Annotated in this window: 19 protein-coding genes; 11 read left to right on the top strand and 8 right to left on the bottom strand. The window is 42.7% G+C overall.

All coding sequences use genetic code 11. The features are described 5' to 3' along the window. The 5 genes from H5300_RS16265 to H5300_RS16245 all read left to right on the top strand — a co-directional run. The coding region (locus tag H5300_RS16265; protein ID WP_182796426.1) for a site-specific integrase at positions 1–893 on the top strand (893 nt) is incomplete at its 5' end. Next, a complete protein-coding gene (locus tag H5300_RS16260; protein WP_182796425.1) occupies positions 890–1,477 on the top strand; it encodes a hypothetical protein in 588 nt (195 codons plus the stop codon). The genes H5300_RS16265 and H5300_RS16260, both read left to right, overlap by 4 nt. A gap of 164 nt (positions 1,478–1,641) precedes the next feature. Next, positions 1,642–1,896: a type II toxin-antitoxin system Phd/YefM family antitoxin gene (locus H5300_RS16255; protein WP_182796424.1), complete on the top strand. Its 255-nt coding sequence runs from the start codon at positions 1,642–1,644 to the stop codon at positions 1,894–1,896. Beyond that, positions 1,886–2,170, top strand: a complete 285-nt coding sequence (locus tag H5300_RS16250) for a type II toxin-antitoxin system RelE/ParE family toxin (protein ID WP_182796423.1) — start codon at positions 1,886–1,888, stop codon at positions 2,168–2,170. The genes H5300_RS16255 and H5300_RS16250 overlap by 11 nt, the downstream gene beginning before the upstream one ends. A 395-nt stretch (positions 2,171–2,565) precedes the next feature. Further along, positions 2,566–3,873, top strand: a complete 1,308-nt coding sequence (locus H5300_RS16245) for an ATP-binding protein (RefSeq protein WP_220503513.1) — start codon at positions 2,566–2,568, stop codon at positions 3,871–3,873. A 336-nt stretch (positions 3,874–4,209) separates the two neighbouring features. Here H5300_RS16245 and H5300_RS16240 read toward each other — a convergent pair whose 3' ends face one another. From H5300_RS16240 to H5300_RS16235, 3 genes are read right to left on the bottom strand one after another with little or no spacing between them, the layout of a single operon-like run. Further along, positions 4,210–5,019, bottom strand: a complete 810-nt coding sequence (locus H5300_RS16240; protein ID WP_259397697.1) for a type II toxin-antitoxin system HipA family toxin — start codon at positions 5,017–5,019, stop codon at positions 4,210–4,212. 8 nt (positions 5,020–5,027) lie between these two features. Continuing rightward, complete coding sequence (locus H5300_RS27985) at positions 5,028–5,336, bottom strand: HipA N-terminal domain-containing protein (RefSeq protein ID WP_259397696.1); 309 nt, start codon at positions 5,334–5,336, stop codon at positions 5,028–5,030. Further along, complete coding sequence (locus H5300_RS16235; RefSeq protein WP_259397695.1) at positions 5,329–5,658, bottom strand: helix-turn-helix domain-containing protein; 330 nt, start codon at positions 5,656–5,658, stop codon at positions 5,329–5,331. The genes H5300_RS27985 and H5300_RS16235 overlap by 8 nt, the downstream gene beginning before the upstream one ends. A gap of 207 nt (positions 5,659–5,865) precedes the next feature. On the opposite strand from H5300_RS16235, the gene H5300_RS16230 reads away from it, so the two are divergent. From H5300_RS16230 to H5300_RS16210, 5 genes are all read left to right on the top strand, one after another. Next, positions 5,866–6,111: a type II toxin-antitoxin system CcdA family antitoxin gene (locus tag H5300_RS16230; RefSeq protein ID WP_135455622.1), complete on the top strand. Its 246-nt coding sequence runs from the start codon at positions 5,866–5,868 to the stop codon at positions 6,109–6,111. Continuing rightward, a complete protein-coding gene (locus tag H5300_RS16225; protein WP_020838906.1) occupies positions 6,111–6,428 on the top strand; it encodes a CcdB family protein in 318 nt (105 codons plus the stop codon). Before H5300_RS16230 ends, H5300_RS16225 begins: the two co-directional genes overlap by 1 nt. Positions 6,429–6,655: 227 nt before the next feature. Continuing rightward, the gene (locus tag H5300_RS16220) at positions 6,656–7,852 is read left to right on the top strand and encodes a hypothetical protein (protein ID WP_182796422.1); all 1,197 of its coding nucleotides are present in this window, start codon (positions 6,656–6,658) and stop codon (positions 7,850–7,852) included. Between the two features lie 376 nt (positions 7,853–8,228). After that, complete coding sequence (locus tag H5300_RS16215) at positions 8,229–8,459, top strand: TA system antitoxin ParD family protein (RefSeq protein WP_021024601.1); 231 nt, start codon at positions 8,229–8,231, stop codon at positions 8,457–8,459. Further along, complete coding sequence (locus H5300_RS16210; RefSeq protein ID WP_182796421.1) at positions 8,434–8,760, top strand: type II toxin-antitoxin system RelE/ParE family toxin; 327 nt, start codon at positions 8,434–8,436, stop codon at positions 8,758–8,760. Before H5300_RS16215 ends, H5300_RS16210 begins: the two co-directional genes overlap by 26 nt. Before the next feature lie 47 nt (positions 8,761–8,807). Here the strand turns inward: H5300_RS16210 and H5300_RS16205 are convergent, their stop codons facing one another. The 3 genes from H5300_RS16205 to H5300_RS16190 form a co-directional block, all read right to left on the bottom strand. Further along, the gene (locus tag H5300_RS16205) at positions 8,808–9,152 is read right to left on the bottom strand and encodes a hypothetical protein (protein WP_182796420.1); all 345 of its coding nucleotides are present in this window, start codon (positions 9,150–9,152) and stop codon (positions 8,808–8,810) included. 209 nt (positions 9,153–9,361) lie between these two features. Further along, a complete protein-coding gene (gene brnA / locus H5300_RS16195; protein ID WP_017051371.1) occupies positions 9,362–9,604 on the bottom strand; it encodes a type II toxin-antitoxin system BrnA family antitoxin in 243 nt (80 codons plus the stop codon). Then, the gene (locus H5300_RS16190; RefSeq protein WP_182796419.1) at positions 9,591–9,857 is read right to left on the bottom strand and encodes a BrnT family toxin; all 267 of its coding nucleotides are present in this window, start codon (positions 9,855–9,857) and stop codon (positions 9,591–9,593) included. Before H5300_RS16190 ends, brnA begins: the two co-directional genes overlap by 14 nt. Before the next feature lie 933 nt (positions 9,858–10,790). Here H5300_RS16190 and wecA point away from each other — a divergent pair. Beyond that, the gene (gene wecA / locus H5300_RS16185) at positions 10,791–11,855 is read left to right on the top strand and encodes a UDP-N-acetylglucosamine--undecaprenyl-phosphate N-acetylglucosaminephosphotransferase (protein ID WP_182796418.1); all 1,065 of its coding nucleotides are present in this window, start codon (positions 10,791–10,793) and stop codon (positions 11,853–11,855) included. A gap of 288 nt (positions 11,856–12,143) precedes the next feature. On the opposite strand, the gene galU is transcribed toward wecA, so the two are convergent. After that, the gene (gene galU, locus H5300_RS16180) at positions 12,144–13,016 is read right to left on the bottom strand and encodes a UTP--glucose-1-phosphate uridylyltransferase GalU (protein WP_182796417.1); all 873 of its coding nucleotides are present in this window, start codon (positions 13,014–13,016) and stop codon (positions 12,144–12,146) included. 206 nt (positions 13,017–13,222) lie between these two features. Continuing rightward, a complete protein-coding gene (locus tag H5300_RS16175) occupies positions 13,223–14,389 on the bottom strand; it encodes a nucleotide sugar dehydrogenase (RefSeq protein WP_182796416.1) in 1,167 nt (388 codons plus the stop codon). Positions 14,390–14,422 lie beyond the last annotated feature (33 nt).

The following is a 14,422-nucleotide window of genomic DNA, read 5'->3' as shown; positions in this document are numbered from 1 at the left end:
ATCAGTGGTATGAGCGTCAAAAAGGCAATTGGAAAAGCAGCTACCAAGGTGTGGTCAGAAATACGCTTGAACACTACCTCCTCCCGCACTTTGGAAACACGTTGGTTTCTGAAGTGTCATTATCCCAAGTCGATTTTTTCCGTCAGACGCTGCAAGAAGGTCGAAAAAAGGATGGTACACGTAAACTCACCAACAAACGCATCAATAATATTTTATGGCCACTGATCGCCATCATCAGTCTTGCCGCCGAAGAGCATGGCTTCAAGTACCCATTTAGACGCTACAAATCTCTGAAAGAAGAAAAGGCGGATTCTAAACCGCTGACCATGGAGGAAGTGCGTACTTTCTTAAAATGCTGTGATGAGCAGTGGCATGATTACTTTTTACTGCGATTTTGGACGGGGATGCGAAGCTGTGAGGTACATGGACTGCATTGGGAGCACATCGATTTTGACCATCGATTGATTCGTGTGAGACAAAATTATGTGAATGGGGAAATTTGCGATGTGAAAACACCCAAATCTCGTCGTGATTTACAGATGTGTGACACCTTATACGCCGCGTTCAAGCGTCAGTGGAACAAAAGACAAGACAACAGCCCATTTGTGTTTCCCTCCAAAACAGGACAAGGGTTAGATACGCATTACATCAGCAAGCATGTTTGGCACCCAACGTTGAAAAAAGCAGGCCTGAAACCACGTCGCGCCTACGAGACGCGCCACACAGCTGCGGTGCTGCACATTGCCGCGCATGAGAATCCACTTTTTATCTCCCACAAGTTAGGACACAGCGATACCAAACTACTGTTTGAGGTGTACGCCCCTTATGTCGCCAATGCTTCTAGACAAGACGGAAACGCGTTTAACGATATGATGTTAGGAGGCGCAGCATGATGATACTGACCTTTAACCGCGCTCAATACTTCCGTCAAAACCTAACGGATAATGATCAACTGTGCGCCTTTGCATTAGGCTCTGAACTGCCTTCGGTTTATACACTCATCGGTAACAAACAAGAAATAGCGTTAAGTTCATTGAACGAACAACGCCGTTTAGAATCGATAGCCAAGCAATGTTATGAGCGTTTTATAGAGGATCCAACGTTGCAATCGGTACTCGATAAGTACGCCGACAGTATGATGACCTCAGGCATAGTTATGTTTCACGATGTTCGATTACACGCTCAGTCCCCAGGGCTGACTTTAGCGAAGTACTATTACGCACTTAAACAAACGGATGGGCATTTAGATAGGTCGATGGTGTGGGAAAAACACCTTCAATGGTGCCAAGCGTTATCTTTTGCTTTGTATGAACATTGCCAAGATCCACGCAGTAATATTTGTTATGGCGAGAAGACCGTCATTATCGATAAGCCGCATAACAGGCAGTGTTACAGCTACACGACCATCAAGAAACCGGTGTCGTTTCAGCTCAACCGATATCAGTACAGGCAGCAGCCTTGGCAGTGGCAAGACTAGCACCACTGATAACACGGGAATAACGGCAGGAGATATGGCAGCGAAATTGCTAAACAACAATAACGAATGTGGCATAAAAAGACCTTCCAACAGGTCTTTTTATTGACTTTGCAATCTTAAAGACTTATTAATAGCATTGTTAAATGGTCATTAAGGATTAAATTATGGTAACAGTTCGTCCTATTCTCGCTGACAACTCAACTAGTATTAGCGAGCTGAAAAAAAACCCTATGGCAGTCATTGAACAAGCTGATGGGTTTCCCGTTGCAGTATTGAATCGCAATCAACCTGCATTCTACTGTGTTCCTGCTGATGCTTATGAAATGCTAATGGATAAACTGGAAGATATTGAACTTGCTCAATTAGTTAAAGAACGTGAGCATTCAGACGAAATAGAGATAAACATCGATGACTTATAAGTTAGTTTTCAAGGTTGAGGCTGAGAAAGATTGGTACAAGTTGGATAGCACCATTAGATCTCAGTTTAAAAAGAAGCTGATTGAACGTCTAGAAAATCCACATGTGTCAGCGGCAAAGTTAAGCAGCCAGCAAAACTGCTACAAGATTAAGCTGAGAAGTGCGGGATATCGACTTGTTTATCAGGTGAGAGATCAAGAAGTGATTGTTTCTGTAGTGGCAGTTGGTAAGCGTGGGCGTAATCAAGTTTATAAGATTGCAGCAAAGCGATTGTAAAGAGGGAAAATGACACATTGCTTCATTTATCAACAAATCAATTGTTAGAGAGCTTGTAGCCCACCTAACACTTGCTGTGGTTTTGATGGGGTTTGCCCCAACATGTTGCTAACTAAAGTGAGAGGAAGACCATTTCATCAGCCAGGCTGGAGCAGATCACTTACAAATGTGCGAGGTATTGAACACTTACACGACAGAGGAAATCAATAGGATGAAAGAGTTGGCCAGTTCGTTTTTTGCTCAACATGTGTAGATACCTATGGCGCTTATCCGGTCTGATCTCATATAAATCGCCAAGTATAAGCGTACGTGCGCCTTACTTTTCTCTCAAATTTCATTTACCGATAACAAAATTACTGTAATAGTTACTACAGTAATTATTTAAGAGTGTAATCATGAAGTTCTACAACCGACAATCCGAGTTATTAAATCTACAAAAGTGGACTAGCACGGCACACACTAAACATGGTCAACTCACAGTGATGGTCGGCCGTAGACGTGTAGGTAAAACCACCCTACTCAAAAAGGCATTTACAGCTCCCAACGTTGTGTATCTTTTTGTCTCAAGAAAAGCGGAACCGCTTTTATGTGAGGAGTTTACTGAACAAATCAAAGAACAACTCGATCTGCCCATTTACGGTAAACCGGATTCTTTAAAATCGTTACTTGAAATTCTCTTAACGTACGCAAAATCCACGCCTATCACACTGATCATCGACGAGTTTCAAGATCTGCAAAAAATTAACCCAAGCTTCTTCTCAGATATGCAGAATTTATGGGACAGCTACCGATTGAACTCCAAGATGCATCTGATCTGCTGTGGCTCACTCTATTCAATGATGACTCACCTGTTTCAAAACAGTAAACAGCCCCTATTTGGAAGAGCGGATCACCGTATCGACTTACTGCCCCTTAAACCGAGCTTTATCAAAGAGATGATGCACGATCATTCGTGTTTTACCCCGGAGGCATTGCTGCAATGGTATTGTTTTAGTGGTGGGGTACCCAAGTATCTTGAATGGTTAGTGCAGTGTGATCACTCAGAGCCATTATGGCCGCAATTAATCAGTGAATTTTCACTGAGCTTGGATGAAGGTAAATATCGACTGACCGAAGAGTTTGGCAGTGAACAAAGCAATTACTTCTCCATTCTCTCTGCAATAGCTTCTGGAAAAACCAGTCGCAGTGACATCGAATCAATACTGCAATACTCGGTAGGGCCACAACTTAAAAAGCTGGAAGACGAGTTCGATATTATTGAGCGAGTCGTACCCATTTTCAGCAAACCAGGGGGACGCATCGTAAAATATCAGATCAAAGACGCCTTTCTTAACTTCTGGTTTCGCTACATCCACAAGAACCAAAGTAGCGTAGAAGTGGGGAACCTAAAGTACATCCAACAAGTAATTGATCGCGATTTTGAGCAATACAGTGGCATATGGTTAGAAAGAGTCATTAAATTACAACTGGCCGAATCTGGCGAATACAATCAAATTGGTACTTATTGGGAGAAGGGCAACCAAAACGAAATTGACATCGTGGCTGTCAATGATATGAATAAAGAGGTGGTGTTTATTGAGGTGAAAAGAAACATTAAGCGCTACAGTCAAACTCAACTGATTGCCAAATCACAGAAGCTATTGACAAAGTTTAAAGACTATAAGGTGAGTTATCGAGGCATGAGTCTAGAAGACTTACGATAATTACCCTCAGTTCAGTTTAAGCCATCGCCATCAACCCTGTTTTTTCAGCGTTCGTGATGTTAAGCGATGGCTTTTCTGGTTTCAGACTGTGCGCGATCAACCCGCCAAGTAGATTCAACATGAACCCATGTAAAGTCGTTACTTGAAATTGAATCTAACAGCCAAAAGTCTGAACTGTTAGATATGCACGGTATCAGTCAAAGGCTCACAGACCGCCTAGTTAAATTGCGAAGTCTTCATGCAATTGCTGCCAATGCTGTTTTAAAGCTTCTTGGTGTTCATCAATCATCGGAAGATCTTCCAACAAGTGAGGCCACTGCTCTCGAGCTTTGCTCATCACATCCAGTAGATGAGGCTTAATAGCAACCCATGCCCCCCCACTTTATCTGACCACGTTTTAAAGTGATCCATCATAATTTCAAACCAATGTTTAGTGCCCAACATGTTAAGAGCAAAACTATCGTGCTCAATGTATGGTGTGGTAAACACCACGTCATAAAGTGGGGATAATCTGGACGAATGCCTATCACCGTATATCAACGTCCAATTCTTTAAGTGGGCATCACCGTTGCCAAGCAAGATATTGATAAGCAGTCTTCGAGCTATTTGTTGGATATCCTTCAAACGCTCTGAGCTTGTTCGATAAAGCACGTTGCCAAGTTGCTCATAATTGACCTTTTGATACTTATCTGAGGGATAGAGACCGAAAACTTGTGCAAAGTCCTCAGTATGAATACGACCAGCGCTGCCGCGATCAAACCGCTTAATACCATAGGCGTACTGCTCATCTGGCAATCGGATACTTGGTAACCCTTCCAGCTCGCTCAGTTCGAGCAGTCGTACTTCCGGAATGTCTGCCCCAGCGGCTTCAGCCAGCTTCATACAGGTATACTCATTGACAGGTACACCTTTTTGAACCGTCGATGGTGTTATTACAATCCACATATCTTCAGAGATTTCCTGATCGATATGGTAACGGCCATCCACGTGAGACGACGAGAACTTCATCTGTACACCAGCCAAAGAGAACTTGGTATCGGCATGCTTAACATCAATCTGTTGAGGCTCTGTCGATAGCCGTTGCTCCAACGCCCAATCAGGTAAATCCCCTGCTTTTATTGGCTGAGCAATAATGGCTCCCGGCAAATTGGAGCCTAGATATGCAAGGATTGAAAACTCATTGTTGGTGTGGCTCGCGCTGTCAGTTCTCTTAGCGCCCCCTCAGGCAACAGATTTGACAGGACTGGGGGAATCTTATCGGTTCTAATTTGCGGCTTATTCAAATAAGCAGGGTCAAGCAACTGCCTCAAAGTAAAAACAGGGCGTTGGTACTCTAGTATGGCGGCAAAATCAGGATTGAAAGTCAGAATGTTTTTGCCGCCAGCATAGTGAGTAATAACTGCAACATCGATACCATGAAGCTGAATATTCAGGCCTTCAACCCTCTCTATCTGCTTACTCATTATTTATCCTCAGAGCCAAACCAAAAACCAAGGTCATCCCCGTCATCTGATAATTGGTCACTTTTTGCGGCTTCGCCCTGACCTTGAATAGCACTCGCTTGAAGAGCTGAATGCTCTTTTCTGCCTTTGGGCGTGATCGAGAGTTCCAAGTCGAGCCCTCCAATACCCTAAGCAAAGTGGATAGCTTTACATCACTGCCCGCTTCAATGCGCTGATATTGTTGCTGCTTCATGCCAATCCGCATGTACATGTCTTTTTGCTCGATACCGATCTTTCTGCGTTGCTCAGTAAGCAAGGTTGCAATTTCTTCTACGCTTTTCATTCCACCACACAACCTACCAGTTGTTCCAACCCCTCTTAACAACTTTTACGTTGTAAATTCACCCATTAACAACTTAAAGTTGTTTTACCAATCTTTTCTGTGAAGGTGAGGGGTGCCAACAATAGCCATGTGATTCATACCCGCTTGTTATATGCCTTTCATGTACCTATACTTAATGCGCACATTAAATACGCATAGGTAATTATCATGAGAAACGCATATAGCACGCAAGCGCCTAAAAAAGCTGCAAACTTAAGCTTAAATAGCGAATTACTCGCTGAAGCTAAGCGCCTGAATATAAACCTCTCAGCAACAATGGAAAAAGCGCTTGAAAAAGAAGTTAGCCAACGCCGTAAGACTGAGTGGTTGGAGCAGAATGCTGATGCTATCAGTGCTTGCAACGAACTAACCGAAAACCACAGTCTGTTTTCCGATTCTTACAGAATATTCTAATGTCACAGTTTTCACTATACCAAAATAACGATAAAAGCACTGCTACCGCTTATCCATACTTTGTTGATGTTCAAAGTGAAATGCTTGATACGCTAAATACCCGACTGGTGATCCCATTAACACCAGTTGAAATGTTAGAAAAGAAAGCCCCTACTCACCTATGCCCAGTAATCCATATTGATGAAGGTGACTTCGTGATCCTCACTCACCAAATGGCAAGTGTGCCGACTAAGATCTTACGTGATCCAGTCAATGAATTGAGTACATTTAGAAACGAAATCATTGCTGCTATTGACTTTCTGATTACTGGCATATAACGCTCGATATACGCCAATAGCTCCGGTGAGCTCACCTTCGCTTTCACCACCAAGTCCACATTAAAGTTTTCAAAGACTCTGTTATCGTTAAGTGTTGAAGTGACTCAACCGCCATTTACATATTTTACTTGTGGATGCTCATTTTATGCGACTTCACTTCCTTTCATCTTGCAGAAATGAATTCATCAAACCAAAATGAAATCAAATGAAAGCATAGAGGTGGCATCGTGAAGAAATTAGAATACATCAGCAACCCAGATCCTTGGTCATACCCTCGCGAAGACTTGGCTCGTCATATCGGCACTATGTGTCAAGACACTCTATTCTCTCGGATGGCTTATCTGGGGAGCCGACGCATAGGTAAGACTCACTTCTTACTGCATGATTTAAGTCCATATCTGATCGATAAGGGGCTTACCCCAATTTACATAAACATGTGGGGCAATAAGAATGCACCACAAAACGAGATCATCAGTCAACTGCAAGCTGCTTATAACGAGCTTTCGCAAGAGGGTACGATAAAGCGTATCCTGAATACTGAAATTGAGCAGATGGCGATTGACGCAGGATTTGGCAAAATCGGATTTAAGTTCACCCCAAGACCAACTACAGACAAAGAGATGAGTGATATCAAGTCGCTTCTCAATGAAATCAAAAAAGTATGTGGTAGAAGTAAGGTGGTCTTGATACTTGATGAATTTCAACACTTATCGACGTCCCCTGCATTTGAGAACCTGAATTACTCACTTCGCACGATTCTGGATACTCTGGGTTCCACCATTACGGTTTTATACACTGGATCAAGCCGCAAGCGGATGCGAGCAGCATTTCATGACAAGGATGCCCCATTTTATCAGTCTGCTCAGGTTAATGAGTTTCCTCAGATTGATGATGGGTTCATTAACCACTGTGTTAAGCGCCTTGAAACCGCTTATAACATCCATGTTTACCCGATTGAATTGATGGATTTTTGGCGTGCTACTGATAAATCACCTTATTGGGTGATAAACGTCATTCGCGGTCTGGTTAATAAGCAAAATTCACTCAACCAATCAATTCAATTTATTAAGGAAGCGATTAAGGTCGAGAACAATCTTGATGAAAGGTTGGTGTCACTGACGAACACAGAGAAAGCGGTGCTACTGCTACTAGACAGCAATCACGGGATCTACAGTGAGGCGGCGATGAGCTTTATTGAGAATGTTGGTGGCGAAGCAACAAAGAGCAAAGTTCAGTCAGCCAAGAAAACTCTTGAGAACTCAGATGTTGTTAGTGTACTACCCAACAAGGATATCATCATTGAGGTTACGGGACTTGTCTCAGAAATCAAAGCTGAACTAGGAGTGAGTGACGTGACTAAACTACTCCAAAGCGCACAAAAACAGGCTCAAAATACAAACGCCTTACAACGGAGTATACAGTAAGCCATATTCTTCGCGTGTGAGTGAGCCTTAGGAACTACTGTCACTTAATGAAGTGTCCAGTCTGACTGGGGCAGATCAGCTGAGCAAGCAGCATCGCATTAGACAGACCAACATAGCCTGTTCCAGCAATAGCAATTTTCAAAAAGTACACCTTGTTTCGACCCTAATTTTACATAAGGGGGACAAGGAAACCATTGATTAGAGGTTTCACGAGCTAAAGATTACAAACTTTCAGACAGCGTAAGCATCGACCTTTATATTTCACAGCTCAGCGCGTATTTTGACTCGGTGGAATATTAGGATCCCGTCCTTGATTGACCAATGCAACAAATTGTCGCATAATTGAGTTAAATATAGACAACTTAGGTGACTCATTATGGCGACCAGTGTAAGACTCGATGAAAACTTCGTGAGCCAAGCCAAGGTACACGCAGAAGCCGAAAATCGTTCAGTACCAAAACAAATAGAGTATTGGGCCAAAATCGGTCAAATCATGATTGATAATCCAGATTTGCCCTATGAATTTGTAAAAGAATCTCTACTTGCAAATCAAGAAGTTAAACAAGGCCTGGCAAAGCGTTATGTGCGAAGAACAAAGAAACATTGATATTTACGAATCACGTCGCTTTGAAAAGGCATTATCGAAACTTCCTGATACCCTATTAACCATCGTGGAAGATGAAATAGAAAAGATTGTTGAGCACCCAGAAATAGGTGAACAAAAGAAAGGTGATCTTTCTCATATGCGTGTTCACAAGTTTCAGCTTAACAATCAACTCGCACTATTAGGTTATTCATGGATAGAGAATAAGCTTGAGCTCTATCTTCTTCACTTAGACTCACACGAAAATTTTTACCAGAAGCTCAAGAACAAACGTAAAACAGATTTGAAATTTATCCAATCTTAATTCAAGCGCTGGGTAACATTCATCAAACTTTGCCCTGACACCCACGCTCAGTTGGTGTGCAATGCATAGCTTTCAAGCTCTTGAGCAGACCCAACAGCACAGCGAAATTTGCCCCCAAAGCTTTCTGAAAGCTTCAGCCACTCTTCGGCATTCATATTGAGCCGTTCAAGAATCATATTATCACAGGGCGGAATATAACCACGCTTGTTTGGCCGAACCACTTGGCCTAATGCTTCTACTAGGGCTAAATAATCCAACAAAGAGAACTCAATACCCCCTATCTTAGAAAACACCGAGGGTTGCATTTGTCGCTCATTCCCTAAAAAGCCAGCTAAGCCTTTAGCGGGTAAAGAGGCGACCTCTCCTTTACCTTCATCGCCTTTGCAAGCCATAGAATGAATGCGTTCATAGACGGAAGTAAATTCAGATTCCTCTAATGATTGGTAAGTCTTTAGCCGTTTCTGGATGAGTCATAAACTGCTTAAAGAGCGCATCATGTGGCGTTGGAGTTGTCTTTTTCATTTCATAATCTTAACACTGAATGAATGTTAAACCGTATCGCCAAATACATGGGCGCCCAGTATTTTACTTTCGTAACCGTTCAGTTTGAAGTGTGGTGATGGGCTACATTTTCAAGCCTTTCAGCTAGCCAAACCTTGATGATTGACTGTCGTGTAACACCTACTCGACTTGCTTCACGGTCTAGTGACTCTAGCATCCAGGCAGGAAAATCAACATTGACTCGTTTCTGTTTTTGCATTGGACGTTTAACTTTAGATAAATCTAGATCACCTAAAATATCATCGTCACTTTCAAACTTGGCATCAAACTCATGCGCTTTCATATAAGTTCACCTCCGCTTTGCGTGAACGTCTGACTGAAATGATTCTAAGAGTTAACCCACGATATGTAATGACACTAGACCAATGCTTGCCATTAAGCATACCGATAGCTAAATATCTTGGCTCATCGCTTGTATTTGCAGGGATTTCGATAAGATCAGAATCGTTCCACAAACCTTGGGCAGTATAGAAATCAATTCCATGTTTCTCAAAGTTTGACCTGCTTTTATTTTCATCAAATTCAAATTTAACCATGAGTAAAAACTACACCCTTTTTACTCATTTGGCAAATTGTACATTAGCTGAAGATTTTGGGAACGGCTAACGCTGATTAGACGACTACGAACCAAGGCAGAGTAATTGTCGTTCAATACTCAGCTGATGACTAAATCGCAAAAGTTGTTGGCGAAGTTGAAACAAACACATGGGTGTCCTGTATTTTTATTTTTACGCGGAGTCTCAAAAAGAGGATCTTAAATGATCACCGGTCTCAGGGCTGAGACAGACTACACAGTAAGATTATGATTAGCAGAGTAAAATCAGGACAGAAAAAGATCAGTCCCAATAGGCCATTCGTTCAAGACTCAACTGATGACCAAATCGCAAAGTTATTGGCGAAGTTTAAAAAATACTTGGGCGCTGTATTTTGCATACTGCTAGCATAATGAACTCAGAGGCAGTCATGTTGCACGATGTTCTGTTTCACGCCCAGTACGCTGGGTTGCCTTTAGCCAAATACCACTGAGCGTTGAAACAAACGGATGGGCATTTGGATAGGTCGATGAGGTGGGAAAAACACCTTCAATGGGGGCAAGCGTTATCTTTTGCTTTGTATGAACATTGCCAAGATCCACGCAGTGATATTTGTTATGGCGAGAAGACCGTCATTATCGATAAGCCGCATAACAGGCAGTGTTACAGCTACACGACCATCAAGAAACCGGTGTCGTTTCAGCTCAACCGATATCAGTACAGGCAACGGCCTTGGCTATGGGAGGACTAGCGATACGATAACATGAGTTTCCCCGTATTTTGGTGCTAGCACACTTTCGCCTTGTATTCCTGCCCTCACGCGAAGGTATTACTAATAAAAGTCAGTCGCCATAATCAACAGCATGTACATAAAACAGATTTTAGCTTAAAATAAACACAATAAAAATTCACACAATAAATTGGCTAGAATTAATCATGTTATTAGAGCTATCATTTGTTTGCTTCTTCTCTTTTTCCTCACTCTTTTTGATGAGAAAAATGGCAAAATCCATTGGCTTAGTGGATAAACCTAATGAGAGAAAGTTACACTCTGGTGCGATCCCATTGGTAGGTGGTATAGCGATCAGCTTAACCATTAGCCAATTCATCGTTACCCATCCAGACGTCATCCCTCATAGCCCACTCTTTTTAGCTTCTGTTATTACGCTTATTATTATCGGGGCGCTTGATGACAAATTCGACATTAGCTTCAAAATACGACTGGCAGTGCAAGCAATTCTCTCCATCGGGATGATGTATTTCGCCGATATTCGATTAGACAACATTGGTAACCTGTTTGGTACTGGCGACCTGCATTTAGGTTTCCTGAGCCCAGTAGTAACCATACTCGCAGTGATTGGCGCGATTAACGCGTTCAACATGGTGGATGGCATTGATGGATTGTTAGGTGGGCTTGCTATTGTGACTTTTGGCGGTATCGCCCTTTTACTTCAAGTCGACAGCCAACATGGCTTAGCGTATTTATGCGTGGTGTTCATTGTCGCAACCATTCCTTATATCATGATGAACCTTGGTATTCTTGGGCGAGAGCGTAAGGTCTTTATGGGCGACGCTGGTAGCATGATGATTGGCTTTACCGTAATTTGGCTACTGCTCGGCGCCAGTCAAGATCCATTAGAAACCATGATGCGACCGATTACAGCGTTGTGGCTCATTGCTGTACCACTGATGGACATGGCCGCCATCATGTTTAGACGCGTACGACGCGGTGACTCCCCTTTCAAGCCAGACAGAGAGCACCTCCACCACATCTTCCAGCGTCTTGGTTTTACATCACGACAAACTCTGGCCATCATTTGTTTGATCGCAAGTGGCTTTGCAGGGTTCGGTATTTTTGGTGAGTTCCTAGAAATTGCGGAATCGACCATGTTCATCCTGTTTATGATCTGTTTTGCTTCATACACCGTGGCCATGAGCTATGTTTGGCGCATCACCAGCTGGATTAGAAGTTTACGTAACCTTCCAGAAAAAGTGTATTAATGGCTTAAGTTCATAGAGAAAACGTATAAAAAACTTACAAAGGCGTTCTCGAGATAGAGGGCTCTCAAGTCCAAAACCATTCAAACTGACTAAAAACAAAAAGGGCCAATCTCAAGTTGAGAATAGGCCCTTTTTAAATTTATCGTGTCCTAGCTGCTTTTTAGCTTCTTCCATTTTCTGACGGCTTCCATCTTAAACGAATGCGTCATCCAGTAGATGTAGAATAAGAAACACGCAACAAATCACCACAAGCGATTCTCGTGGTGAGGAAACATCAATACCTCATGCTCAACGACTACCCTTTTCAGTAGCGGTTTGATCCATTTTTGCTTTGCTGCCTCTCAGATAGACGTTTTTATAACAGTAGTTCGTCGCCTCGATGTAGCCATCGACGCTGCCACAATCAAAACGTTTACCTTTAAACTTATACGCAATCACACAACCATTTTTGGCTTGTTCTAAAAGCGCATCCGTAATTTGGATTTCACCGCCTTTGCCCGGCTGTGTGTCTTCCAAAATATCGAAGATATCTGGTGTTAGAATATAACGACCAATAATAGCTAAGTTACTTGGCGCGGTACCTTGCTCAGGCTTTTCAACCATATCGGTAATGCGAATCAGATCATCACTTAAGTGCTCACCAGCAATCACACCGTACTTATGCGTTTCAGACTCTGGCACTTCTTCTACCGCGACAATAGAGCAGCGGAACTGGCGATAAAGTGCGGCCATTTGTGCTAACACGCCTTTATCATCATTAATGCATAAGTCGTCAGCCAGAACAACTGCAAACGGGTTATCACCAACCAATTCTTTACCCGTTAAAATGGCATGCCCAAGCCCTTTCATTTCACGTTGGCGAATAAAAGTGTACTGAGCTGAATCAATCAAAGAGCGAATGTCATCAAGCAAAGACTCTTTGTTAGTACCTTGGATCTGGTGCTCAAGCTCATAGTTTTTATCGAAATGATCCATCAATGAGCTTTTACCACGACCAGTGACAACGGCCATACTGCTCATGCCCGCTTGAATCGCCTCTTCAACGCCATACTCAATAAGCGGCTTATTAACGATAGGCATCATTTCTTTGGGCATGGATTTCGTAGCAGGTAAAAAGCGCGTGCCATAACCGGCCGCAGGGAATAAGCAGTGTTTAATCATGAGTTATTTTCTTTAAAGTAAAGCTAGCCAGCTTAATCAGATAAGCCCAACACAGAAAGTATCCAATATGTTGGGGGTTAAAATGTTTGTTAGATCCTGTCTCACAGGCAGTATCACCGAAGAGAAAGAAATCATAACTTATTATTTTTACTAATTTATTACGGGGGCGCGAACTTCTCTTTCACGTCCCCTGTTGGATGCTAAGATTAATCGCTGCCGAATAGATCTCGAGTGTAGACCTTATCCGCGACATCTTGCAGCTCTTCCACCATACGGTTAGAAACAATCACATCCGACATCGTCTTAAACTCGGCCAGATCTTTAATCACAGCAGAGTGGAAAAATTCTTCGTCTTCCAATACAGGCTCATACACGACTACTTCAATACCTTTACCTTTCAAGCGCTTAATGATGCCTTGAATGGAAGACGCGCGGAAATTGTCCGAACCAGACTTCATGATCAAACGATAAATACCCACACGCTGCGGGTTACGCTTGATGATGGAATCAGCCACAAAGTCTTTACGGGTAGTATTAGCATCAACAATGGCGCCTATGATGCTGTTTGGCACATCCGCGTAGTTCGCACGAAGCTGTTTAGTATCTTTCGGTAAGCAATAACCACCATAGCCGAACGATGGGTTGTTATAGTGCGAACCAATACGCGGGTCCAAGCCTACACCTTCAATAATCTGACGTGCATCTAAACCATGAGATTCAGCATAAGAATCCAATTCATTAAAGTAGGCAACACGCATTGCTAGATAAGTATTTGAGAACAACTTAACCGCTTCAGCTTCTGTTGAATCGGTAAACAAGACTTCAATATCTTGTTTAATTGCGCCTTCAACCAAAAGGTTTGCAAACACCGTTGCACGTTCACTACGCTCACCAACGATAATACGAGATGGGTGCAAGTTGTCGTACAATGCGCGGCCTTCACGCAAAAACTCAGGTGAGAACAGTAAATTTTCACAACCCAACTCGTCTTTAATACGTGCGGTATAGCCGACAGGCACGGTCGACTTGATCACCATCACCGCATTTGGGTTGATCGCCATTACCTCTTTAATCACCGCTTCCACTGAAGAGGTATTAAAGTAGTTCGTCTCTACGTCATAATCAGTAGGGGTAGCAATAACCACATAATCGGCATTTGAATACGCCAATTCTTTATCGAGGGTCGCAGTGAAATGCAGCGATTTATTGGTGAGAAAATCGGTGATTTCGGTATCAACAATTGGAGACTGCTTGTTATTGAGCATCTCTACTTTTTCAGCCACGATATCGACCGCAACGACTTCATGATGCTGAGCAAGCAGCATCGCATTAGACAGGCCAACATAGCCTGTACCAGCAATAGCAATCTTCATAAATAAGCCAACTGTTTATGAGTTAATTAAATT

This window comes from Vibrio sp. SG41-7 (genome assembly GCF_014164465.1).
Taxonomy (GTDB): Bacteria; Pseudomonadota; Gammaproteobacteria; order Enterobacterales; family Vibrionaceae; genus Vibrio; species Vibrio splendidus.
The sequence above is the reverse complement of the archived record's forward strand: the minus strand, read 5'-3'. Positions and strand labels throughout refer to the sequence as shown.